Source organism: Bacteroidota bacterium (assembly GCA_020402865.1).
In the GTDB taxonomy this organism is placed as follows: domain Bacteria; phylum Bacteroidota; class Bacteroidia; order Palsa-965; family Palsa-965.
In genome coordinates this window covers 23,522-48,860 of sequence record JADBYT010000004.1, presented here as the reverse complement: position 1 = coordinate 48,860, position 25,339 = coordinate 23,522, and the positions used below count along the sequence as shown (strand labels likewise).

General features: G+C 46.7%; 20 protein-coding genes and 1 tRNA gene. 14 read left to right on the top strand and 7 right to left on the bottom strand.

Features of this window, described 5'->3' with window-relative positions:
• The 4 genes from folB (at position 1) to IM638_03445 (ending at position 2,291) form a co-directional block, all read left to right on the top strand.
• Positions 1–351: a dihydroneopterin aldolase gene (folB, locus tag IM638_03460; GenBank protein MCA6362067.1), complete on the top strand. Its 351-nt coding sequence runs from the start codon at positions 1–3 to the stop codon at positions 349–351.
• A gap of 82 nt (positions 352–433) precedes the next feature.
• Positions 434–504 (top strand) — tRNA-Cys (locus tag IM638_03455).
• 474 nt (positions 505–978) lie between these two features.
• A complete protein-coding gene (locus tag IM638_03450) occupies positions 979–1,533 on the top strand; it encodes a sigma-70 family RNA polymerase sigma factor (GenBank protein MCA6362066.1) in 555 nt (184 codons plus the stop codon).
• Positions 1,485–2,291, top strand: coding sequence for a hypothetical protein (locus IM638_03445; protein ID MCA6362065.1), 807 nt, complete (start codon positions 1,485–1,487; stop codon positions 2,289–2,291). The genes IM638_03450 and IM638_03445 overlap by 49 nt, the downstream gene beginning before the upstream one ends.
• A 5-nt stretch (positions 2,292–2,296) precedes the next feature.
• Here IM638_03445 and IM638_03440 read toward each other — a convergent pair whose 3' ends face one another.
• Positions 2,297–3,829, bottom strand: a complete 1,533-nt coding sequence (locus IM638_03440) for a glycosyltransferase family 39 protein (GenBank protein MCA6362064.1) — start codon at positions 3,827–3,829, stop codon at positions 2,297–2,299.
• 56 nt (positions 3,830–3,885) lie between these two features.
• On the opposite strand from IM638_03440, the gene IM638_03435 reads away from it, so the two are divergent.
• Positions 3,886–5,283 carry a T9SS type A sorting domain-containing protein gene (locus IM638_03435; GenBank protein ID MCA6362063.1) on the top strand — a complete coding sequence of 466 codons (1,398 nt, stop codon included), beginning with the start codon at positions 3,886–3,888 and terminating at the stop codon, positions 5,281–5,283.
• A 26-nt stretch (positions 5,284–5,309) separates the two neighbouring features.
• Here the strand turns inward: IM638_03435 and IM638_03430 are convergent, their stop codons facing one another.
• Positions 5,310–5,543, bottom strand: coding sequence for a hypothetical protein (locus IM638_03430; protein ID MCA6362062.1), 234 nt, complete (start codon positions 5,541–5,543; stop codon positions 5,310–5,312).
• A 178-nt stretch (positions 5,544–5,721) separates the two neighbouring features.
• Here IM638_03430 and IM638_03425 point away from each other — a divergent pair, with 178 nt between their 5' ends.
• The gene (locus tag IM638_03425) at positions 5,722–8,241 is read left to right on the top strand and encodes a T9SS type A sorting domain-containing protein (protein ID MCA6362061.1); all 2,520 of its coding nucleotides are present in this window, start codon (positions 5,722–5,724) and stop codon (positions 8,239–8,241) included.
• A gap of 73 nt (positions 8,242–8,314) precedes the next feature.
• On the opposite strand, the gene IM638_03420 is transcribed toward IM638_03425, so the two are convergent.
• The gene (locus IM638_03420) at positions 8,315–8,836 is read right to left on the bottom strand and encodes a ferritin (GenBank protein MCA6362060.1); all 522 of its coding nucleotides are present in this window, start codon (positions 8,834–8,836) and stop codon (positions 8,315–8,317) included.
• 138 nt (positions 8,837–8,974) lie between these two features.
• On the opposite strand from IM638_03420, the gene IM638_03415 reads away from it, so the two are divergent.
• Entirely contained in the window at positions 8,975–9,307 is a 333-nt protein-coding gene (locus IM638_03415; protein ID MCA6362059.1) for a DUF2752 domain-containing protein, read from the top strand.
• A 460-nt stretch (positions 9,308–9,767) separates the two neighbouring features.
• Positions 9,768–9,935, top strand: a complete 168-nt coding sequence (locus IM638_03410; protein MCA6362058.1) for a YqaE/Pmp3 family membrane protein — start codon at positions 9,768–9,770, stop codon at positions 9,933–9,935.
• 67 nt (positions 9,936–10,002) lie between these two features.
• Here the strand turns inward: IM638_03410 and IM638_03405 are convergent, their stop codons facing one another.
• The 3 genes from IM638_03405 to nadA all read right to left on the bottom strand — a co-directional run bounded on the left by IM638_03405 (position 10,003) and on the right by nadA (position 14,019).
• A complete protein-coding gene (locus IM638_03405) occupies positions 10,003–11,385 on the bottom strand; it encodes a lactate utilization protein (protein MCA6362057.1) in 1,383 nt (460 codons plus the stop codon).
• A 5-nt stretch (positions 11,386–11,390) separates the two neighbouring features.
• Entirely contained in the window at positions 11,391–12,959 is a 1,569-nt protein-coding gene (locus IM638_03400) for a M28 family peptidase (protein MCA6362056.1), read from the bottom strand.
• Positions 12,960–13,032: 73 nt separating this feature from the next.
• Positions 13,033–14,019: a quinolinate synthase NadA gene (nadA, locus tag IM638_03395; protein MCA6362055.1), complete on the bottom strand. Its 987-nt coding sequence runs from the start codon at positions 14,017–14,019 to the stop codon at positions 13,033–13,035.
• A gap of 549 nt (positions 14,020–14,568) precedes the next feature.
• Here nadA and rpiB point away from each other — a divergent pair.
• From rpiB to IM638_03365, 6 genes are all read left to right on the top strand, one after another.
• Complete coding sequence (rpiB, locus tag IM638_03390) at positions 14,569–15,006, top strand: ribose 5-phosphate isomerase B (GenBank protein MCA6362054.1); 438 nt, start codon at positions 14,569–14,571, stop codon at positions 15,004–15,006.
• 218 nt (positions 15,007–15,224) lie between these two features.
• A complete protein-coding gene (locus tag IM638_03385; protein ID MCA6362053.1) occupies positions 15,225–16,670 on the top strand; it encodes a toxin-antitoxin system YwqK family antitoxin in 1,446 nt (481 codons plus the stop codon).
• Between the two features lie 24 nt (positions 16,671–16,694).
• Positions 16,695–21,032: a PAS domain S-box protein gene (locus IM638_03380; GenBank protein MCA6362052.1), complete on the top strand. Its 4,338-nt coding sequence runs from the start codon at positions 16,695–16,697 to the stop codon at positions 21,030–21,032.
• A gap of 6 nt (positions 21,033–21,038) precedes the next feature.
• Positions 21,039–21,791 carry a response regulator gene (locus tag IM638_03375; protein ID MCA6362051.1) on the top strand — a complete coding sequence of 251 codons (753 nt, stop codon included), beginning with the start codon at positions 21,039–21,041 and terminating at the stop codon, positions 21,789–21,791.
• Positions 21,792–21,889: 98 nt separating this feature from the next.
• Positions 21,890–23,458 (top strand): deoxycytidylate deaminase, encoded by a 1,569-nt coding sequence (locus tag IM638_03370; GenBank protein MCA6362050.1) that lies wholly within the window; start codon positions 21,890–21,892, stop codon positions 23,456–23,458.
• A complete protein-coding gene (locus IM638_03365) occupies positions 23,451–23,627 on the top strand; it encodes a hypothetical protein (protein MCA6362049.1) in 177 nt (58 codons plus the stop codon). Before IM638_03370 ends, IM638_03365 begins: the two co-directional genes overlap by 8 nt.
• 6 nt (positions 23,628–23,633) lie before the next feature.
• Here IM638_03365 and IM638_03360 read toward each other — a convergent pair whose 3' ends face one another.
• The gene (locus IM638_03360) at positions 23,634–25,313 is read right to left on the bottom strand and encodes a M1 family metallopeptidase (protein MCA6362048.1); all 1,680 of its coding nucleotides are present in this window, start codon (positions 25,311–25,313) and stop codon (positions 23,634–23,636) included.
• Between the last annotated feature and the right edge of the window lie 26 nt (positions 25,314–25,339).

Here is a 25,339-nt window from a genome sequence, read left to right as displayed (position 1 = left end):
ATGGGCATTATCCGTGTTGATGGCATCAGGGTGCGCGCCAATCATGGCTGTTTGCCGGAAGAAGGCATTATTGGCGGCGATTACGTGGTAAACGTGCGCATTGATGTGGACTTTACGCCTTCGGTAAAAAGCGATGAGCTTGATGATACAGTGGATTACTGCGTGGTATTTGACCTGGTGAAACAGGAAATGGCCATACGCTCAAAACTCATTGAGCATGTGGCGCACCGCATAGTCACGCAGCTCCGCAACCGCTATCCGGCCGTAAACAGCTTTGAGGTGGAAGTAGTAAAAATTGTGCCGCCCATGAACGGCCCTGTTGATCAGGTTTCGGTGCTGGTGCAAGGTTAATTTTGCAGCTTCTTTTGTTTTTCACCGAAATGCTTACCTTTGTCGTCCCTGAAAAACAACAATTGTTGTTTTTCAACCGAAAGGTCCTGTGGCCGAGAGGCTAGGCTCAGCTCTGCAAAAGCTGCTACAGCGGTTCGAATCCGCTCGGGACCTCAATACAAACAAAAGAACGCCACGGTAGTGGCGTTTTTTATTTTCCCTTGGGCGAGCACCAAGCCTGTTTGAGGGTTCGCCCAAGGGAAAATAAAACGAGGCGCGACAGCGACTCGCTTTTGTTTGTTGACTTCAGGCTTGCCCTATGCGGATCATTTTTTAATAATCCGCTGGCGAAAACCATGCTTGGTTGAGCGTTCGCCTAAGGGAAAATAAAACGGTGCGCGATAGCGCGCCGCTTTTGCTTTCTGACTTCAGGCTTGCCAATGCGGATCATTTTTTAATAATCCGCATTCACGCATCACTCTTCCAAATCATCACAAAACAATCCGCACATCACACAAAAAGTCCTTTTGTGTAATAACCACGCACATTTAATCCCGCTATCATCCACAAAACGCCATTGAAAGAATTTTCGCTTTTTCTTTGTAGTGGAGGTTACCTTTCCCCGCTTCAGGTAATTAACAGGCAACAATGATTGAATACGCAACAGATGCAGCATTGCTGGCCGGCATACACGCCGGCGAGAGCAAGGCTTTCAGGCAGGCGCATGTCGCGTATTTTGCCATGGTGCGGTATTTTGTGCTTCACAACAATGGCCGTGAAGAAGATGCGCACGACGTGTTTCAGGATGCGCTGGTGATTTTGTATGAGCAATTGCGTGCCGGAAAATTCGAACAGCGTTCATCGCTCAAAACCTGGCTGTATGCGGTGTGCCGCAACCGCTGGCTGAAACAGCTTGAACGCCGTGGCCGCATGGTAAGCATTACCGATTTTGAGCCTGTAGAGCCGGTAACACTGCCCAACGAAAACGAGCACCGCACCGATGCGCACCGACAGCTCAAAGACGCGCTCAACCGCATGGGCGGGCCCTGCCGCAAGCTGCTGTTGCTGTACTATTACTTCCGCAAAACGATGGAGGAAATTGCGGCCGAAATGAATTACTCCGGTGCCGACTCGGCCAAGAACCAGAAGTATAAATGCCTGCAGCGTTTGCGGCAGGGCTTTCAATCAATCTCGCACGTGTAATGCCGTTGAACGAAGCCACATACGAACAGCTTGAACGCTGGCTCCGGGGCGAACTCGCCGCCGACGAACTTGCCGCGTTTGAAGCCCGCCTTGCCTCAGAGCCCGGGCTGCTGGAAGAGGCCGAATGGCTTACCAATGCGCAGGAAGTAATGCACGACGAAGGCCGCGCCGCATTCAAACAAATGCTGGCCGAAATTGGCGCGGGCGTTGGCGCCACCGCACTGGCTGCCTACACACCCACACGCAACGCCATTCCGAAATGGAAATTGTGGCTGAAAAAATTCTGGTGGATTCCGGTGGCCACGCTGGCTGCCGTTTCGGCCATTGCCTTTGCGCTTACGGCGGTGCAAATAACACGCGAAGATCATCCGCCACTTATTCCCGATGAAATGCTGAATGCGCCGGAAGGAAAAACCGATTCTGTGAAAGAGGAAAAGCCGGGACAAGTGCCGGTTATTCCGGAAAAGGATTCGGTGGAAAGTAAATCTAAACCAAAAACACCTGAAGCCAGCGTATCAAAAACAGCTCCGCTAAGGTCTGGCGAACAAATCGGGCAGAATTACAATGGGGACGAAATTTCTTACGGCTATCAAATTGATTCTGTTTACCCCGATTTAATGGCATTCACCAACAAACAACATCATCAGCTTATTTATTCGCTGTTTATTGATTCTGCTTATACAAGTGAACAGGTTTTGAAATCGCTGAAGCGCCGTAAAATTGATTTTACAAAGCCTTCTCCTGGTGTCACAAAATAACCAGATTACTCCTCCAGAAACCGCCTTTTGATACGGTACACCCCTTCGGGCAAAGTGTCTTTTACCTGCCTGTCGTACACGGCCACTTTCCAGCCTTTCTGCTGTATTTCTTTTAGCTGCGCATATTCCGGCTTAAGCTTGTAGGCCGGAATACCCGTGTAGAAATAAAAGGCAGGAGCGGTTTCCAATCCAAAAACTACCCATTTCCCGTTTCCAAGCTCTTTTTGCAACCTGTAACTCTGCTCCCGGTCGTGCAGGCGCTCAGCGCGGTTAAAATGCATATAGGCCAACGCGGTATGCCGTGCTTCGAGACGAGAAAGACGAAGAACGCCCCAGGTACTCAGCAAAATAAGGGGAAGAGCAACAAGATAACTACGTACATTATGGTTGAGCAGCCTGCGCAACAGTAAATCAATAAGTACCGCCCCAGCCATGATAAGCAGAGGATATACAGGAAGTGTAAACAATGGCATTTTTGTGGCGGCCAGTGTATAAAAAACAAACATTACCACCAGCATGGCAAAAAGCGAGAGTGCTACACTGCGTTGTTTTGCTACAATAAGCCATACCAGCCAGCCAGCCGCAAACAACACCGAAAACAAATCGCCAAAATTGTAGCGCAACTGAAGCAGGTGATAATTCCACGGCCCCTCATGCCCTTCTATGGGAATGGTGAAGTGCAGTGCTGAAAAACGCAGTTCATAGGCACTTTCTTCCGGAAATGAATAGTGAATATAAATTTGCCAGGGAAGGATAAGCAGTGCCGCCAGTAATACAGAAAAACCAATATCAATCCATGCCTGCCTGCTGCGGCGTTCTTCGGGATTAAGCAAAATCCACAAACCCCAGCCACCAAATACCAGCAGCCCGGGCAGCCATTTGGTAAGCACCGCACAAGCCGCAAACACAGCTATCCATGTGCGCATGCGTTTGCGTTTTCCTGCCGCATACTCTACAAATGCCCAGATGCCAAATAGTACAAAGGCCGAAAAAATCACATCGTTGTGATCGGTATTGATAATTCCGGTAATTACATCTACAAACACAAAGCCGGTTGCCACAATCAGTGCTGCAAAAAAGCCCGTGGCCTGCGTGTAAATGAGTTTGCCAATACGATATACTGCCGGCACCATGGCCGTGGAAAGCAACAGCGACGGCATCTTTACCGCCAGCGGCGTAAACCCGCCAATTTTTACCGACAGCGCAATGAGCCACAAAAACAACGGCTGTTTATGCAGCCAGATGTGATTGCGGTCCCACTGGTGAATTTCAAAAGGAATTAGCGGCTCGGGATAAAGCATGGGCGTAAACGGATGCACTGTCATATTGCGGGCCACCAGCGCATGAAACTGTTCATCCCAGTCGTACACAAACGGATCGGTAAGACAAAAGGTAAGGCGCAGCAGAAACGCCGCAGCGGTTAGTAACAATATCGCAGCAGCCATGCGTTTATGCAGAAAAAGCAGCACCGCCAGCACCAGCAGCGCCGCCGAGCAGCATAGCAATACTACATCCTGAGGTAAAAAATGACTGAACACGTTACGTTGTTTTTCTGGGGGCCAAGATAATGGTTCTGATGTGTTAACTTTGAAACATGCGTGCAATTGTACTTGCCCTGTTGCTATGTGTATGTGCCCGTGCCCAGGTTTCGCCTTACCACACGGTATGGGGTCAGGGCCAGAAGCCCGATTTCATCCGATCGGTCAAACAACTTGCTTCCGGCTCGGTATATGCGGCGGGGTTTTCGGCGGTAGATGGTTCTCCCTACACGGAAGGCACTTTGCATAAGCTGAATGCTAACGGGCAGCCGGTATGGACGGTTTATTTTGGCGATACGCTGAGCGATTACGGCCTGTTTTTGCTGGTTACACAAAACAACCAGTTGCTGGTATGTGGCGAAACGCAAACAGCCACAAACGGCGTGGATGCTTTTTTCTGTCTGTTTGATACTACCGGCTCACTGCTTTGGCGAAAAACGTACGGAGGGCCGCAAAATGAATCGGCAAAGGCGGTTACACAAACCGCCACAGGAAACTTTGTGGCCACTGGTTTTATGAGCGCAGGTGCCGGCACAAACGATGTGCTGCTGCTGCGTACGGATGCCGCCGGAAATCAGCTTTATCTTACCGGGCTTGGAAACTCAGACAACGACTACGGCCAGGCCATACGCGCTTTGCCCGACAGCGGCTCTCTGCTCGTGGCCGACTCGCGCGATCCTTCTTCGGGCGATTACGACGTGCTGGTAATTCGCCTCGACAAAAACGATAATGTTGCTTGGTCAAACACGTTTGGCGACACACACGACAACGGCAGCCAGAGCCTTACACTGTTGAGCGACGGAACCTTTATTGTTTGCGGCGAAACACACACGGCGGCATCCTCTTCGTCTTTTGACTTTTCGCTTGAAAAAATCGGCATGAACGGTGTTTCGCAATGGCGTTCGGTGTTTGGCGGCACGGGCAGCGATGCGGCGTTCGGGGTGCTGGAAGTATATGGCGGATATTTGCTCTGCGGCTACAGCAACTCCGGTTTTTCGGGCCCGGTAAGCGGTGTGCTGGCCCGCACAGATACGGCCGGAAACATGCTCTGGATGCGCACTGTACGCGATACAGGCATTTCTATTCTCTACGAAATTATTCCTTCAGTAAACAATCTTTTCCTGACCGCCGGAAACACCAATACCGGACTCGACGACCAATGCCTGTTGTTGTGTGCCGATGCGGCCGGCTGGACAAATGTGTTGCAATTGCCGCAGCCGCACATCATAGCCTATCCCAACCCCGGCCATGCCGATTTTCCCGTCCTTCATACCACAAATATCCCCGAATATACACTTGCCGAAATATTTGCGGCCGACGGACGGCTGGTATGCACGGCTCCTGTAAGCGGAGGTAAACTGCTGGTTAATACCCCGCTTTTGCCGGGTGTATATCTGGTTAAATGGACGGAGGAAAGCGGTGCCGTGAAATGCTTCCGCTGGGTATTGGAGTAGGGGAAATAACAACGCGGGAAACGGCCTTAACCAACCTTTGTTTCGGCTTCGTGCAGTATTTCTGCGCCCACCACATCATTGAGATTGATTAGCACGCCCATGCCTGCTGCTCCTGATTTGTGGCGCTCGCTGAGGGTGGTGAAGAAATAGTTTTCCGTACCGCGCGGGGTTTCTGTAATTACACCAAAAACCTCTTTGCCTGACTTTAATTTAAAGCGGCAGGGGCGATCATTGATGAACGAAAATTCCTGTACAGTCATGGCAGGGGAATTTTGGGCTTATTCTCAAATTTCGTCAACACCGGGGTGTTTTGTCAAATTTTGAAGGCCAGAGTTTTAAACATCTTTTGTTTTCTGTTAATCGTTTTCAACACATTATTAATTTGCGCTTGCTCTGTTTTGTGCTAACTTCATCATTTACAATCACAAACAAATTGATATGCGTTATATTCTGTTTCCGGGAATGTTAATAGCCTCTTTTGTGGCGTTGGCCATTCTGGGGCCGGGCGGAAGCTCAAAAAGCCCTGTTGCGCCAAAAACGGAGGGCGAAAACCCGGCATTGCCTTACGAATGGATGGAGTTGCAACGTAGCTGGCCCGATGCAGCGCCCGATGCGGCAGCGTATCAGGCAGCCATGCGGCAGGCTTACACGCAGGAAGCAAACGCCCGCATGAGTTCAACGGTATCGTGGACGGTAGAAGGACCCGGCAATATTGGCGGCCGCTTTAACAGTCTGGCAGTTGACCCGAACAACAATCAGGTAATGTTTGCCGGAAGCACTACCGGAGGCCTTTGGAAAACCAGCAACGGCGGACAAACATGGCTGCCCGTGTTCGATAACAACCCTTCGCTTTCCATTGGCTGCATTGTGTTTGAACCGGGCAGCTCATCAACCATATACGTAGGCACCGGCGACCCCAATGTGGGCGGTTATCCGTTTATCGGTACGGGTATTTACAAAACTACAGATGGCGGACAAACATGGACCAACCTGGGTCTGGGCAACACCTACATCATCAGCGATATTGCTATTGACCCGTCAAACACAAACATTATTTATGCCGCAGCCATGGGCCTGCCTTTTGTGCGCGATAATAATCGCGGACTATACAAATCAACCGACGGCGGACAAACATGGACACAATCGTTGTTTGTGAGCAACCAGACGGGCGTTACGGATCTTGTGCTTGACCCGTCGAATCCGCAAATACTTTATGCCGCCAGCTGGAGCCGCATCCGCAACAATCAGGAATCATTTATTTACAGTACTGAATCGAAAATATGGAAAACCACAAACGGCGGCGCCAGCTGGAATGCGGCCATGGCGGGTATTCCCAATCAGGCTTTTTCGCGGATCGGTTTAGCCATGTACCCGGGCAATACCAGCCAGCTTTTTGCCATGCTGGTGGATACGACCCTGCAGCTGCAGGGCATTTATACCACAACCAATGCCGCTTCGTCGTGGAGTGCCTTACCCACAGCCTCCCTCGACCCGAATGCACTGGGCGGCTTTGGCTGGTATTTCGGGAAAATATATGTGAAACCAAACGACCCGAATACCATTTACATGCTTGGCGTTGACCAGTGGCGCACTACCGATGGCGGACAAACATGGAACACCTTTACGCCGCCCTGGTACACTTACGAGGTGCATGCCGACGGACATGATCTTGATTTTAATTCGGCGGGCGATCTGATTTTATGTACCGACGGGGGCATATACCAAAGCAGCGATGATGGCGTAAACTGGACCGATATAGAAAACATTCCGGCCAACATGTTTTACCGCGTGGCTTCCAATCCGTTTTCGCCAAACGATTATTATGGCGGCATGCAGGACAACGGTACATCGGGAGGTAATTCCACAAACATAAACAGCTGGCCACGTATCTATGGCGGCGATGGTTTTCAGGCCTGGTTTCATCCCTCCATCGGTGGGCTCTGGTATGTGGAAACACAGAACGGAAGTGTAGATTTTACCGATGATGGCGGCTTTAGTTACTACCCGCTTACATTTGGCGATTTTACCGACCGGAAACACTGGGATATGCCGTATTTACTGAGTGTACACGATCCCAGCGTTGTTTATCTCGCTACACATCGCGTGCACAAATTAACAGGTGCACCCTACGGCGCTGCGGTGCCGATAAGCAACGATTTAACCGATGGAATAATTTACGGACCACGCTTTCACACCATAACCGCACTTAATGAATCGCCGCTGGCTGCCGGGCATTTGTATGCGGGAACGCTTGATGGCAATGTGTGGGTAACCACCAACGACGGCGGCACGTGGACAGACGTAACCGGAAATCTGCCAAACCGATATGTCACTGCAATGAAAGGATCGCCAAACATGCTCAATACTATTTATGTAACGCATTCGGGCTATAAATCAAACGATTTCATTCCGCACATCCACAAATCAACCAACAACGGCCAAACCTGGACGGATATTTCGGGTGATTTGCCGCAGTTTGGTATTAACGATCTGGTCATTATGCAGGGCAATGAAAACGTGTTGTTTGTGGCTACTGATGCGGGCGTATATTTTACCACAAACGGCGGCGTAAACTGGACACGGGTGGGCAATAATATGCCCGTGATTCCGGTGTATTCGCTGGGATTAAACAACACCGGTACAAAGCTGGTGGCCGGTACATTTGCACGTTCCATTCAAACCATTTCCATCACCGCATTGCTCACCGGCACAGAAGCCGAAACATCGCTGCCACAGCTGCTGCGTATTTGGCCAAATCCGGCACAGGAAACACTGCAGCTTGAGCTTCCAACTGCGGCCGATGCAGTTATTGTAGATATGAATGGTAAGCAAGTACGGAGTCTGCGTTGTACAGCAGGCATAAATCATATTGATATTGCCGCTTTGCCCGCCGGCGTGTACTTTGTACGTACAAACACGGGCAACATAACCCGTACATCACGGTTTGTGAAACAGTAAGGCGTTGTACAAATGCAAAACAGGCTGCATGAGTTGGTTCATGCAGCCTGTTTTTACATTTATGCTTTGCAATTTATGCTCCGGCACCTTCAGCCTCTGCCTCAGCAGCAGCAAGCGTTTCAAGGTCGCGGTCGAAGAGATAGAGATTACCTTTATCGCCTCCAAGAAGTTTGAGTTTATCGAGGATTTTGCGGGCCAGGGCTTCTTCTTCAATTTGTTCAGACACATACCACTGCAGAAAATTCTGTGTGGTATAATCGCCTTCCTTTACACAAATGCCCACGAGTTTATTGATTTCAGTGGATACTTTTACTTCGTGTTCGAGTACCAGATCAAATACCTCTTTTACACCTTTGAATGTTTTGGGCGGAGCTTTCAGTGTGGGTACAACGGCCTGGCCGCCACGTTCGTTTACATACTTCATCAGTTTAAGCATGTGCATGCGCTCCTCGTCAGAATGCTTGTAAAGGAATGTGGAAATTCCATTCATGCCCTGTGTTTCGGCCCACGAAGCCATGGCAAGGTAATATTGCGAAGAAGCCCCTTCCAGCTCGATTTGCTGGTTAAGTGCCGTTTCAATTTTGGTAGATAGCATGGTTCAATGATTTATATACAAAGTTAGTATAATCATTTCCTGATGCTCAATGATCTAAAAATTAATACTCGGCGTTTAGTACTGTTTTTTTGTTATTTAATGGGTGAAATAGTAGTTTTAGTCGCTCAAAACATGATTATGCGCCGTTTTTTCGAAAGCAAACCCGGAATACTGTTACTGTTTGCGGTACTTACCGTGATACCGGTACTTGTATTTGTGCTTCCGAAAACATTTTTCGACGGTGGCCCGCCACTTTGCATCTACACCGCCATTTCAGGTGTGGAATGTCCGGGTTGCGGATTAACACGCGGCACGATGCGTTTATCGCATTTCGATTTTGCCGGTGCATGGGAAATGAATAAACTTACATTTATTGTTATTCCGCTTCTTGCATTCTGGTGGATAAAACAATGGATTGTTGTATTTAAAAAAGTAAAAACATCACAGCAAAAGACTTCTGCAAACACTTAATAATCAATAATAAAAACAATTACCTATGAAACACAACAAACTTGTACTTGGCTTTGCTGCTGTAGTTGCTGCTGCCATGCTGTTTTCGTGCAGCACCGGCGATGGTCTTACCATTGAAAAGCGTCGCTACCGCGATGGTTTTTATGTAGCTAAAAACCATAAAAAATCAGCTAATACAGAAGAAAAACAAGTAGCTGTTGAGCGCCCGACCATTACTCCCGCTCAGGCTTCCGGCGTTACACAAAAAGCAGTAACACCCGAATCAGTAAAAGGCGAAGTACAAACCATAGCCGGACAAACACCTGCCCCGAAAGCTGCTACCGTTGCCGCGAGCCCTGCAAAAAATACCGTTACACCTTCGGTAGTTACTGCTCCGCTTACCAAAAAAGAAGTACGTCAGGCTGCTAAAGAAGTTGTAAAACAAGGCACAAAAAAGAGCAATAAATCTTTTCCTGATGACGTGCCGGAAGCAGTAATCATTATCTGCTGCATTTTCATTCCGCCGCTGGGCGTGTATTTCGTGAAAGGCGATATCGATAATGATTTCTGGATTAACCTGGTGCTTTCTATTCTTTGCTGGATTCCCGGTGTAATTCATGCCCTCATCATCTATTCAAGAAACAAATAACCAATTGTTATTCATGCAAAAGCGGCGCATTCCACTAAAGAATGCGCCGCTTTTGCATATAAAGTTTTTACTTAATTCCCTTGCGTTCGCGCCAGATCTGGTTGAATGATTTTGGCGCTACGGAAGGTAATTCACGGCGGTTGCCCCATTGTTTGCGGAAGAACTGACGGAGCATAAAGTTTTTAAGCTTGGAGCCGCCTTTTTCCATTTTACTTCTTTTCAGCATGGCTCCTTTCCAGAAAAACCACATTACATTTTCTGTTTTTGTGGCCATGCCTTGCTGGTTGGCATCGCGGCGGTTGTAGAGCAGGAGTTTGTGCAGGTCTATTTTTACCGGACACACTTCCGTGCATTTTCCGCAAAGCGTGGAGGCATTGCTCAGGTGGCGGTAGTTTTCCATGCCACCCATCCACGGCATAAGTACAGAGCCAATGGGGCCGCTGTATGTGGCATCATAGGCGTGTCCGCCCACGCCTTCATAAACAGGGCAGGCATTGAGGCATGCACCACAGCGTATGCAGCCTAATGCGCGGCGCTGCTCGGTTTGAGCAAGCACATTGCTCCGGCCGTTATCAAGCAATACAAGCACAAGTTCTTCGGGGCCGTCGGTTTCACCATTTTGGCGCGGGCCGCCTATGATGGAATTATACACGGTAAGCTGTTGTCCGGTACCAAATGTGGACAGCAGCGGCCAGAACAAATCGAGATCGTTTTGCGAAGGAATTATTTTCTCAATGCCGGTGATTACGATATGTAGTTTCGGAAAACCCATGGAGAGCACGGCATTGCCTTCATTTTCGCTCACAGCAATTGTACCACTGTCGGCCATGAGGAAGTTGGCACCTGTAATTCCCGCACCGGCATTCATGTATTTTTCGCGCATGTGCTCGCGTACCCAGGCCATTACCTGTGCCGGCGACATGTCTGGAGCAGTGCCTTTTTTCTCGTGAAAAAGTTTTGCCACATCTTCCTTCGACTTATGCATGGCCGGGGTTACAATGTGGTAAGGAGCTTCGTTATCGAGCTGTTGAATGTATTCGCCAAGATCTGTTTCGAGCGACTCAATGCCCTGTTTCTTCAGGTGTTCGTTAAGCCCTATTTCCTCGGTTACCATTGATTTTGATTTGATAACCGAGGTAATGTTGTTTTTGGCAAGCAGCTGACCAATTTCACGTGCTGCTTCGGCTGCATCCGTAGCCCAGATTATTTTACCGCCACGTTTCAGAAAATTGGCTTCAAACTCAATAAGGTATTTATCGAGGTTTTCAACCACTTTATTGCGAAGGCCTGCTGCACGTGTGCGGGCCAGCTCAATGTTGCTGAACTGCTGTTTGCCCTGCACTACTTTTTTGTTGTACTGGCCAATGTTAAACTGCAGCTTTTTCCGGTGTTCGCTGTCGAACACTTTAGCTTCTGCAGCCTGCTGAAAACGTGTGGCAAAGTCGCTCATACACTCTATTTTTTATCTACCTGCAAACGGGCATCGCGGTTGGCAATTTCCCAGGCTGTATAAAACACTAATCGTGCGCGGCGCTCCATAAGCGGAAAATTAATTTTGCTTACTTCATCCGTGGCTTTATGATAATCGGCATGCGTGCCGTTAAAGTAAAAAATTACAGGCACATTTTTCCGCGCAAAGTTGTAATGATCAGACCTGTAATAGAAGAAGTTCGGATCGTTCGGTGCATCAAAACGATAATCGAGCTTTATGCCGCAGTAGGTTGTATTTGCTGCCTCACTCACTGCTTTTAACTGCGAACTGAGCTTGTCGGAACCAATTACATACACATAAGCCGCAGTATCTTTTTCATGATCAGGATCCACACGTCCGATCATATCAATATTTAAATTGCACACGGTCTGACTGAGGGGAAACACCGGATGTTCGCTGTACCATTCAGAACCCAGCAATCCTTTTTCTTCGCCCGACACGGTCATAAACAAAATACTGCGTCGCGGACCGTGGCCATCTTTCTTTGCTTGCACAAAAGCTTCGGCAAGTTCAAGTACAGTAACTGTTCCTGTACCATCATCATCAGCACCATTAAACACCACGGTGTCTTCCATACCGATATGATCATAATGCGCAGTAATTACAAGCAATTCGTTTTTCAGATCACTTCCTTCGAGGTAGCCGAGCACATTTTCTGTGTTGATCTCGCGCTTTGTGCGCTGGATGCGTATTGAGGCCGGTTGTTTACTTACAAGTGTTTTACTTTTTCCTTTGGTGTTTATTTTATTTCTTATCTGTTTTACATCGGCTTTTTTGCCCAACAGGCTGTTAGCCATTGATTCGGAAATGTACAGCACAGGCATTCGCTGCTCGGCCTTTTCGCCTTTGAGCTGAAGTGTGGTGGCTTCAATGCCGTGATGCATTTCCTGTTTGCGCTTTTCATAATCAGGCAGAATAATGAAAAGTGCTTTTGCTCCATGTTCGCGGGCGCTGTTTATTTTCAAACGGCGCTGTGTGCTCCAGTCTGATTTTTCGGTGGTATTTGTAATGCGTGATTTTCCGGCGGCATCTACCGGTTCATCGGCAAATACCATTACAATTTTTCCGGTGTGCTTTTGTTTGCCGTAGTCGTTCCACTTTCTGGTTTCAATTCCGTAGCCGGCCAGCACAATTTCAGAGGCCGTTAAATCCTGATCGGTGGTGCCCGAAGTGTAAAAGAAATCGTTTCCAAATGAAAACGACTGACTGCCAGCGGTTACTGTTCCGTTTCCGGGCACAAATTCTTCGAGCGGCACGTTCTGGTAATAGCCGCCCGAAGGCAGTTCGGGAATTCCGAGCTCGCGGAAACGGTTTCTGATGTACTCTGCGGCCATTTTCTGGCCCTTCTTGCCCGTTTCACGTCCTTCGTAGGTATCGGAAGCCAGCACCTGGAGATGTGCTCTTAAATCGGCAGCTGTGACGGTTTGGGCGTATTTCATGCGCACCTGATCTTTCTGATCGGGTTGCATGGCGGTAAAAAATACGGATGAAAAAAGTGCTGCACCAATTGCAGCCTGAACAGAAATGCGCATAAACAAAGATAACCGCAGGTAAGGTGTACGTTATGCACACATTACGAGCGGTTATCCACAGGTAAACTGTTAATTACAGGCCAAATTGTGCAGAAAGTTCAAGCATCCGGTTAATTGGCTTTGCTGATTTCTCGATCAGTTCGGGGCTCATGGTGATTTCCGGCAGCTCGTACTGCATGCACACATACAGCTTTTCGAGCGTGTTGAGTTTCATGTGCGGGCAGTCGTTGCAGGCGCAGCTGTTGTTTGGCGGAGCAGGGATGAAGGTTTTCTGCGGCGATGATTTTTCCATCTGGTGCAGAATTCCGGTTTCGGTAGCCACAATGTAGGCCTGGGCGCTGTCTTTCTTTGTAAAGTTGAGCAGGGCCGTGGTTGAACCAATAAAATCAGCCAGTTCAAGCACCGGAGCCTCACATTCGGGGTGAGCAATGAACTTTGCCTCAGGATGTTGCTGTTTAAGACGGGCAATTTTTTCGAGCGAGAAAATTTCATGCACCATGCAGGCCCCGTCCCACAGCAGCATATTTCGGCCGGTTTTCTTGTTCAGGTAGCCGCCCAGGTTGCGGTCGGGCGCAAAGATGATTTTCTGATCGGGCGGCAGGCTGTTTACAATCTGCTCGGCATTGCTTGAGGTGCAGATAATATCGCTCAGCGCCTTGATATCGGCCGTGCAGTTGATGTAAGAAATCACGATATGATCGGGGTGCTTTGCCTTAAATGCGGCAAAAGCCTCGGGCGGACACGAATCCGCAAGTGAGCAGCCGGCGCGTAAATCGGGCAGCAGCACTTTCTTGTGCGGATTAAGGATCTTTGCCGTTTCGGCCATAAAATGCACACCGGCAAATACAATGATCTCTGCATCGGTTTTAGCAGCCTGCTGCGCCAGCCCAAGACTGTCGCCAATAAAATCGGCCACATCCTGTATATCGGCATCCTGATAGTAATGCGCCAGCAGCACCATCTTTTTTTCTTTTTTCAGCCGGCTTATTTCAGCAAACAAATCCAGCGTGGGATCAGGGGGCAAATTAAGCCAGCCTTTCTCGGCTACTGTATTATTCATAATTCTCTTTTTATTTTATTTCTTTTATATATGTTATTACTATTAGCTTGTTCAAACGGTGCATAATTCGCATCGAAAACGCTTGCAATACTCAGTTTTCAATACTCAATAACACGTTATGAACAAAAGTAAAAATGTGCAGGCTTATTTTACAGCCTGTTACAAGTTTATTAACAAGCTGTGTACAGGTTTTTTTACACCTCTTTGTTGATTGAATTCTTTACAAAAATGAGTAAAAACCTGTTTGTTTTTTCGTGCTTGTTTTTTTTTAACAGCAGTAGGAAGATTCAAAACTCCTGCTAAGGAGATTTCAAATTGAAACTACCAAATCTTTTTTCGGGAAGTTAATAACCAGAATAATTCATAACACACCGTTTTTGTGTTGATAATCTACTTTGTAATGACTTCGTTTTCAAGATCAATTTTTTTGAATGGTACTTTGTTTGTTCATAATCTTCACTTAACTAACGTGCGCGGAGGCAAGTGTATTTGCTGCGCTGTTAAAGGTCGGGAAAACGGCTAACTTTGCATCCGTAAAATCACACACAAATGGCTCAACTTAAACTGGCCGCAGGCGCCGATCATGCAGGCTTTGCTCTTAAGCAGGAAATGGTTGCCTATCTGCGTTCGCTTGGTCACGAAGTAACTGATTACGGCACACACACTGAACAAAGTGTGGATTATCCCGACTTTGCACATCCGGTGGCCAGTGCAGTAGAAAAAGGCGAAGTTGTTTTCGGTTTATTAGTATGTGGTTCGGGAAACGGAATAAGCATGGCGGCAAACAAACATGCCGGCATCCGCGCCGCTTTATGCTGGAAACCGGAAATTGCCGAACTGGCCCGCCTGCATAACGATGCCAATATTCTTTCCCTTCCTGCCCGCTTTATTTCGGTTGAAGAAGCAAAAGCATGTATAAACATTTTTTTAAATACTGCCTTTGAAGGTGGCCGTCATGCCAACCGGGTAAACAAAATAAGCTGCTGATATCGGAGGCATATCGTTTTGTAATTCGGTTTGTGTAGCCGTATTCCATATATGCACAATCATCGCAGCTAGGAGTTTTTCCTTATCTTAGAACGCTTGGCAAAAAGCCATGATGTGCCCGGCTTGTTCTAATGTATCAGATTCGGTTTTTATTCTGTTTTGCAGCCCTTTTAACGGGTCTTCTTCTTGCTGGCCAAACACCTGCTGATACCGGGCGGTTGACCCGGCTGTATTACGAAAACGGAAAACTATACAGTGAAGGCCGCATTGTAAGTGAAAAACCTGAAGGCTACTGGAAAACCTACTATCCTAACGGCAAATTAAAGTCGGAAGGCAACCGCCGCAACTTTCAGCTCGACAGTACCTGGAAATTTTATTCGGAAAAAGGTGTTCCCACGGTATTTTATACCTACAAAAACGGGCGTAAGGACGGACCCAAACAGATTTTCGATGAAAACGGTTTGCTGAAACGCGAAGAACCATTCAGAAACGACACCATACACGGCACCGTGCGCGAGTTTTTTACCAGCGGAAAAGTACAGCAAACCATTCCCTTTACCGAAGGCCGCGAAAATGGTACCGGATTTGAATTCGATACAACCGGCACGGTAATAACCATTATTGAATACAAAGGCGGTTTTGTAAAAAACACAGAACGTTTGAACCGCCGAGATGCAAATGGTTTGCGGCAAGGAGTGTGGAAAGAATTTTATCCGAACGGTAAAACGCACATTGAAGGCCGCTACCTGAACGATAAGAAAAACGGCTATTTTAAAGAATATAACCAACAGGGAAATCTGCTGTCTATCACAAAATGGGAAAATGGCGTATTGGTTAAAAACCCGCCCGAACTGGCAACCATAGAAACCATTACTACACGCCACCCAAACGGCAGGCCGAAAGAAGTGGGCAACTATAAAGACGGTGTGCCAGAAGGAGTATTTAAGCAATACGATACAACCGGCGTAATTATCGGTTCAGAACAATACAAAGACGGAATTCTTGTTTCCGAAGGCATACTCGACATTAAAAACCTTCAGCAGGGGCGCTGGAAAGAATATCACGAAACCGGCGAACTGCGTGCGGAAGGTGAATACAAAAACGGTGTACGCGTAGGCGAATGGATATTTTATTATCCCAACGGAAAAACGGATCAGAAAGGTAAGTATGACAACCGTGGCCGGCCGGTTGGCACGTGGCGCTGGTATTACGACAACGGCCAGTTGCTGCGGGAAGAAAATTATAAAGACGGCGTGCGTGAAGGAATAATGACTGAATACGATGAGAAAGGAAACGTTATTACGCAAGGCGAATTTATAGAAGGACAAAAAGAAGGTCCCTGGTTTTTTCAGATGAATGATTACAGGGAAGAAGGAGTTTATCATGCCGACATGCGTGAGGGGATCTGGAAACACACCTATCTTACCAACGGAAACAAACGGTTTGAAGGAAATTATGTAAACGGACAACCCGATGGCAAGCATACGTGGTGGTACGAAAACGGAAAAGTATGGCAAACCGGAACCTTCGCCTATGGCATGAAAGATGGCGACTGGAGATACTATGAAGAAGAAGGGATATTAATTCTGACAATTACGTATAAAGACAACACAGAAATAAAGTACGACGGAATAAAGATGAAGTTTGAAGCCGATAAAAGCTGAATTCAATACAATTCTTTCCCCCGAATGAATTACGAAAACTGGTCGCGCGAAGATCTTGTAGATGAACTGACGAGACTGCGCCGTTTACTTGAAAACGATGGAAAACTACGGGATAAACCCGCGGAAAACATTCGTATTGACACCAATCTTGACGAAGGCTGGTACGATGATGCACAGCTTGTGAAAACCATTTTTTCGCGCATTTTAGAGTTTGTCTATTATGCGGAAATTAACCAAAACGGCCAAAGGGAAATACGGTTTGCCAGTCCGCACATTGAACATATATATGGTATTTCGCGCGAAGAATATCTGACCAATGCGGGCGCGCTGGCTCAAAGTATTCACCCCGGGGACATGGAGGCCATTCGCAGTGCAACGGTGGCTTTATTCCGCAATAAAACAGCACAAACATTCACCTACAGGTTTTTTCACAAACAAAAGAATGCTTACGTATGGCTTGAAGAAACCGTTTACCCCAAGCAGAACGAGGAAGGAAAAGTATTTGGTAATCTGGGGGTGATACGCGATGTGACTGAAAAGGTGGAGGCCGAAATAAAACTTCGCCGCAGCCAGACTTCGCTTGAAAATGTGCTCAACGCGATTAATCAGGTTGTTTATCATTTCGATTTTTCAGCGCATAGCAAACCAAAAGTGCTTTACCTGAGTCAGAATATTGAAGATTTGCTTGGGGTTAATTATGAAGAATACCAGAACGACCCGCTTAAATTCGGCCAGTATTGCCATCCCGAAGATTTGCAGGGTGTAATGAATATGCTGCGTCAGCAGCGCATCGACCATCAGCCCAAAATCTATCGTTATCGTTTTCTGCACCAGAAAAAGAAAGAGTATTTCTGGCTTGAAGAGTATGTGGTAAAAACGTTTGATGCTGATAATAATGTACTTACTGCATTTGGCATTACCAGAAATATTACCGAGCAAAAGGAGGCCGAAGACAGGCTTAGAACCAGCGAGGAAAGATTCAGAATGCTGGCCCAGAATGCGGATGATGTTATTTTCCGGTTATCGTTTTTTCCCAAGCCGCATTACGAATACATCAGTCCTTCGATATACACTATTGCCGGTTACCAACCTGAAGATTTTTATGTTAATCCGCTAGCTGCGTTTGATTTAATTCACCCCGACGACAGAACGTCGTATGTGGACTCGCAGGAAATTATTGCAGGAAAAAAACCACCACATAATGTGGCTATTGACGAGAAATCGTTTATTGTGCGATGGGTTTGTAAAGACGGGCAAATAAAATGGGTAGAAACGCGCAACAAGATTATTACCGATGAAACAGGTAAAGCCATTGCGATAGAAGGAATTTCTCGCGATATTACCCAAAACAAGCTGGCTGAAGAAGAAATTCTTGCCAGCCGCGAATTTTACCGCACACTTATTGAACAGTCGCCCGACGGAATAATCTTTCTCGACCTTAGCGGAAAACTGCTTTCGGCCAATCCTGCCGCTTATCGCATAATCGGTACTGAAACAGAAGAAGCATTGTTACGGCAGAATATTTTCAGTTACATCCTGCCCGAATATCATGAGCAGGTAAAAAGCCGTTTGAAAGAGGTAATGAATGGCGGGCATGTGCCGTTTAATATTATGCAGGTGCGGAACATACGCGATGAAATTGTGGAGGTGGAGTCCAAACCCATGCTCTATCAGTTTCAGGGAAGGCCCGCCATTATTGCTTTTGTGCGTGATCTTTCCGTATTCCGCAAACTGGAAAAGGAACAGCTTCGGGTGCAGGTGATGGAAGAAAACAACCAGAAACTGCAAATCGAAATTCAGGACAGGATCAGGGCAGAGCGACAGTTGAGCGAAACGCAAAAAAACCTTCGTTTGCTGATCGACAGTTCGCTTGATACCATTTCAGCGGCCGACCGCGACGGGCATATTACCGAGTTTAACGCTGCTGCCGAGCGCACATTTGGATACACCCGCGAAGAGGCGCTGGGGGCACATCTTTCAATACTTTTTGGCGGTAACGAAGAGCAGGCCTTGGCAATTACAGCCATACTGGAGACCGACGGCTACTATTCGGGTGAGGTAATAAACAAGCGCAAAAACGGCGAACTCTTTACTTCTCTGCTGGCCGCAAGTTTGCTTCGCAACGAAGATGGCGAGGTAATCGGCTCCATGGGTGTTTCGAGAGATATTACCGAACGAAAGACTTTTGAACGACAGCTGGTAGAAACGCAGAAGTATCTGCGTCTGCTGGTTGATAGTTCGATAGATATGATTATTGCCTCAGATAAAGACGGCAATATTACTGAGTTCAATGCATCAGCCGAACGCTCGTTTGGCTACACGCGCGATGAGGCGCTGAAAATGAATATCAACGAACTCTATAAAAACGACGAGGAAGGAAAACGCATTTCAAGAAAGCTGATAGAAGAAAACAGCTTTTTCTCCGGCGAAATCATCAACAAAAGAAAAAACGGCGAAGAGTTTTACTGCTTCCTTTCGGCCAGCATTCTGCGTAACGAAGATGGCGAAATAGTAGGTTCGATGGGTATTTCGCGCGATATCAGCGACCGCCTTCAGGCCGAACGTGAGTTACGTTTGCGCGAAGAAAAATACCGCGCCGTATTTAACCAGGCCTACACCGGTATTGCGCTGGTAAGTGTTCAAAAAGGGCGCTACATTGAAGTAAACGAACGCCTGTGCAGCATGCTCGGCTACAGCCGCAACGAATTGCTGGAAATGTCGATAAACGAGCTTCAGCTCCCCGGCGACCTTTCGCGCCTGCCAAAAGGTGAAGACTTTATCAAACTCGGTTTCCGGCATATTGTGGACGAACACCGCTACCGCCACAAAAACGGAGAAACGGTATATGTAAATATTACCATCACACTGGTGCGTGGCGATGATAACCAGCCGCTGCATTTTGTGTACGTGTATGAAGACCTTACACCCAAACGAAAAGCCGAGGAAAAACTGCGCATTCAGGCCGCCAAGCTTAATGCCGTAATCGAAACCAGCTCGCACATTATCTGGACTATTGACCGGAACAGCGTACTAACCTCGTTTAATAAAAACTATGCATACTGGTTCGGAAAATCCTACAGTGACCAGCCTTACATCGGACTCGATATGATTGCCTACTCGAGACGCATTTCTGAAGAATATGCACAGTTTTGGGACGAAAAAGTACAGAAGACATTTGCCGGAAACCCACAGCACTTCGAGCTTCCGGTTACCATGAAAGATGGCTCAGTGGCCTGGCGAGAAGTATTTCTGAACCCTATTCACGGACCCGGCGACGAAATAATTGAAGTGTCCTGTATTGCCCACGAAACAACTGAAATGAAAAGGGCGCAAGAAAAAATACACCGCCAGGCCGAGCAGCTGAATGCCATTATTGAAAGCAGCACACACATGATCTGGACGGCCGACCGCCAGCACAGAATGACCTCGTTCAATAAGCAGCAGTCGGACTGGATTATGCGCGCTTACGGAATTAGGCCTTACGTGGGTATGGATATCGAAGAAGTGAAGCTGCGTACCGGAGAAACATATTCAAACTTCTGGGACGAAAAGTTCAAGGCCACATTTTCCGGAATGCCCCAGTATTTCGAATCGAAATTCGAGCATAAAAACGGTCAGGTAACCTGGCGCGAAGTTTATCTCAACCCCATTCGCAACGAAAATGGCGATATCATTGAGCTTTCCTGCATTGCGCACGACATTACCGAGAAGAAAGCCATTGACGAAAATCTCCGGCAGTCGCTCAAAGAAAAGGAAGTGCTGCTTAAAGAGGTGCACCACCGCGTAAAAAACAACCTTCAGGTTATTTCCAGCATTCTCAACCTGCAAAAAGCATACGTACGCGATAATAAAACGCTCGAACTCCTGCATGAAAGCCAGAACCGGATAAAATCAATGGCCTTTGTGCACGAAAGCCTTTACCAGACTAAAGATTTCTCCAATATCAATTTTGCCGACTACATCGGAAATGTAACAAGGAACCTGATGCATTCGTATGCAAGCACAGAGTCGCCTCCAGAGCTTGAACTTAGTCTGGCGCCAATTCAGCTCAACCTTGACACGGCCATTCCGTGCGGGCTTATTATCAACGAATTGCTGTCAAATTCACTCAAATATGCGTTCCGCAAGACTAAAAACGGCAAGATCTCCCTCACCCTCACTGAAAATAAGGGAAATATCAAAATTGTTATTGCCGACAACGGTTCAGGGCTTCCGGAAACAGTGGATTATCGTAATACCGAATCACTCGGACTTCAACTTGTAGTTACACTTGTTGAACAAATCAATGGGAAAATAAAGCTGGAAAACAAAAAAGGCGCTAAATTCACCATCGAATTTACCAGCATCCCTGCAAATCAGTAAGTCAGCATGTCAAAAACAAATATTCTAATCGTCGAGGACGAAAGCATTGTAGCCAAAGATATCCAGATGAGCCTGCGCAAACTGGGGTACAATGTAGTGGCGATCTGCTCCAATGGCGAAGATGCCATACGCGCCGCAGAAGAGCACACACCCGATCTGGTATTGATGGATATTATGCTCAAAGGAAACATGAGCGGAATTGAAGCCGCCGAGCAAATCCGCGAGCGTTTCAGCATTCCCATCATTTACCTTACCGCCTACGCCGACGAAAGCACGCTGAGCAAGGCAAAAATTACTGAACCCTACGGCTATATCATCAAGCCGTTTAAAGAAATAGATCTGCGCACCTCCATTGAAATGGCGCTTTACAAGCACCAGAAAGAAAGCGACATGCGCAAAGAGCGTGATTTCCTTTACTCCATTGTAGAAAACAAAGACAGTAAAGACATCATCTTCGTAAAATCAAACTCACGCCTCGTAAAAGTGCGCACCCGCGATATTTACTTCATCGAAGCGCTCAAGGATTACGTAGTAATCAACACCTCAAACGCCCGCTACACCATCCATTCCACCATGAAAGACATTGAACGCAAACTCTCGCCCAACGAGTTTGTGCGCGTTCACCGCTCGTTCATTGTGCGTATTGATAAAATCGTTTCCATCGAGCCACCCAACCTGATGCTCGAAGACGAGAAAAAGCCCATTCCCATTGGCGGCTCGTATAAAGATGAGCTGGCGAAGAAGATTAATCAGGTGTAGAACCTAACTAAATCTGTTGAAAAATCCGGTTTGGAAATAAATCCAAGCCGGATTTTTCGCTTTTTGTTGATGTATATTGTGAAAATAATAAGAAATATATGGAAGCAGTAAATTATGTCTCATCAGAACGGGCTAACGAGAACAATAAGGGCAAAACAACCCGGGAGAAGATAGAGAATACACTTACGGAAGAGATTGTGATAGGTATTTGCTCGCCGATTGGGTCGTTGAAACATGAAGTAATAGAACAGTTAAAGAAACAGCTTTCCGATGAATATGGCTATACCGTAATTCATTTAAAAGTAAGCGACAGAATACCAGACTCTGACGAAATGGAGAAGGGAAAATCAGCCGAATACACAAAAATGATGAATAAGATTAGGGGAGGAAATGAATTTCGCAAAAAGTATAAGTTAAATTCAATACTAATTGATTATGCAATTCGCGATATTTATTCTGACCGACACCCTGACAACTCAACAGAAATGAGCCCCGAAGAATTTACAAGTCAAAGAAAATGCTACATCATAGATTCGATTAAAAATAAAGAAGAACTACAGGTTTTACGAGCCTTGTACAGAGACATTTTCTATATGTTCAGTGTCTTTTCTCCAAAAGAACAAAGAATAAAAAATCTTACAGCAAAACCGATTAATAAATCGGAGGCAATAGATTTAGTTGAGCATGACGAATACGAAAACAATAATGACGGGCAAAACGTAAGAAACACATTCATTGAGGCCGACTTTTTTGTAAGGGTATCAGAAGAAAATAAAGATAAAATTCCAGAAAAGATTAAAAGATATCTGGAGTTGATATTTGATATACCTGTTGTAACCCCTCTGCCCGAAGAAACAGCTATGTATGTGGCAAAATCAGCGGCTGCTAATTCGGCTTGTTTATCAAGACAGGTTGGAGCGTCTATAACTGATAAAGAATACCGGATATTATCAGAGGGATGGAATGATGTACCTCAATTTAAAGGAGGGGTATATAGAGAAGACAGTAAAGAGGATCAAAGATGCTGGAAGAAAGGCATTTGCTTTAATGATTCCAGGAAAGATGATATTTCTGAAAAAGCAACCGATAAAATACTGAACACAAAAGTATTTCAGGAGTTGATAGACAATGGAGAGAAAGACAAACAAGAGATCAGAAACATCATACTTAAAACACTTCGGGAAGAGTCGCCCCTCAAAGACCTGATTGAATTTTCAAGATCAGTTCATGCAGAAATGCTTGCAATCATTTCAGGGAGTCAAAAAACAGGAACCCAGATGAGAGGGGGAAAATTATTTACCACCACATATCCTTGCCATAATTGCGCAAGACATATTGTTGCTGCAGGAATAGAAGAAGTGTATTTTATAGAACCTTACGTAAAAAGTTTGTGTATAGAACTCCATAATGACTCGTTAACAGAAAAAGAAACAGAGTCCGACAAGGTTAAAATATTAATATACGATGGAGTAGCACCAAGACGGTATCAGGAGTTTTTCTTTAGCAGTAAACCACGTAAAGAAGGCGGCAAATTAGCTGTTCATAATAAAAAGACAATTAAGCCTAAAAATCCGCTAACTTTACAAGCATTAACAACATTAGAACAACAAGCTATTCACACATTAACAGAGAAAGGTTTACCAGGAATAACAGATAAAAATGTCTAAGAAGAAGAAAAACAAATCCGAAGAGTCAATAGATAAGCAACTCGTACTTGACTTTGATAATGGAAATGCGACACCAACCGCAAAGGTTATTTCATTGGCCCAACGAATTAAAGAAGAACAACGTAAACAAATTTCTACTCAGGTTATCTTGAAGAGTAAATCTTTTTAATCAAGTTCACTTTTTCCTCAGATACTCACAATACCCCCCCGCCCCGAAAAACGACAACGGCACATTTCCTCCAAACGTTTCGGTTTGCGCTTTCGCCGAAGGATAAATTAATCGTGCTTCATCGCCGCAAATTACCCGTACCGGCATTTTATCAAAGCCCGGCACCGTATTTTTCCAGCGGTAATGCAGTGTTTGTGTGTTTCCGGCAACAGTGATGTAGTAGTTAAGTTCCGGCGCACGGTAATCAAACAAATACTGATTAAAAAACCAGCCGTAATCTTTGCCGGTGAAGCTGTTTACATACGCAATAAAATCGGCGGTGGTGATTTGCGATTTTTTGTGTTTGGCGTAATACGCTTTCACCATACCAAAAAACAGCGAATCGTTTTGAAACGTCCAACGCAAACTATGCAGCATGGCCGCGCCTTTGTTGTAAATATCCTGATCGCGGTCGGCCACAAGCGCCATGTAACGCACACCGGTTTTTTTGGCAACGGGCGCTTTGTTGTAAATCACTTTTCCGCCGGCATTAGCGAGGTGATAATTTACAAAAGCGGTGTAATGCTCGGGTTTCGATTTATGTTCGGTGTACAACCATTCGCAGTAGGTGGCAAAGCTTTCGTGCAGCCACAAATCGCCGTAGTCGGCAGCGGTTATGCTGTTTCCAAACCACTCATGCGCAGTTTCGTGGAGCAGCAGCGCGTCAACACCCATACCGTTGTTGCGGAAAATGCCGGAGTAGTGAATGCTGGTCTGGTGCTCCATTGATGCGCCTCCCGGAGTTTGCACCAGTTTGTAGCCATCGTTGTACCAGGGATATTCCCCAAACGTATTTTCCAGGAAGGCAAACATGTCTTTCAGCTGCTCCAGGTGCTTTTCGGCATCGGCGGCGCGGTGGGCAAGTACATAACAGTTCAGTTCGTGTGGTCCCGAGGTGTTTTCGTAAGTCTTGGTTACTTTGGTGTAATTGCCCACCGCAAACGAAATGTTGTACACATTTATCGGGTTGGAGGCCTTCCAGTAAAATGTTGTTTCGTTGCCGCGCGTTTCGGTTTTTACAAGTATGCCGTTGCTCACTGCGGTAAGGCCGTTTTGCACGGTAATGCAAACCGACGAGCTGTCGGCCTCGTCGTAGAGCAAATCCTTGCAGGGCCACAGGTGGTGTGCGCCTATTCCTTCGCAAATGGTGGCATACCACGGCACACCGTTGCGGTCGGTGTTCCAGACTACCGGACAAAACCCGGCCAGCGTTATTGGTTTGCCCTCGTAACTGATGCTGATTGCGTTTGCTGCGCCCTTTTGCTGCCGCGTGTTGAATACTACAAACAGCGCATTACGCTTGCGGTAGTAACGCACCTTTCCGGCCGGGGCGGTAATCGTTGAAATTTTGTAGCACGGATGCAGATCAAGCAGCAGCGTATCAAAATCATTCAGCGCGGTAAACGAAATTGTCATGTTGGCCGCCAGCCGCTGCTGCATAAAGTCGGGCTTTACATTAAGTGCGTAGTGCGTTACATCGTAACACGTGCGGAAAGCGTTGGTCGCGCCAATGAGTCTGTCGTGCCGCCAAAACCGGGGCTGATGGCCTTTGCGGGCGGTGTAGTATTTTACATAAGGAGCGTATTTGCAGGTGGCAAGGAGCGCGAGTAAACAAAACAGGAAACAGGCAGTAAGGTAACGGAGCATGGCAGTTTAACGAAAGCACTAAATAT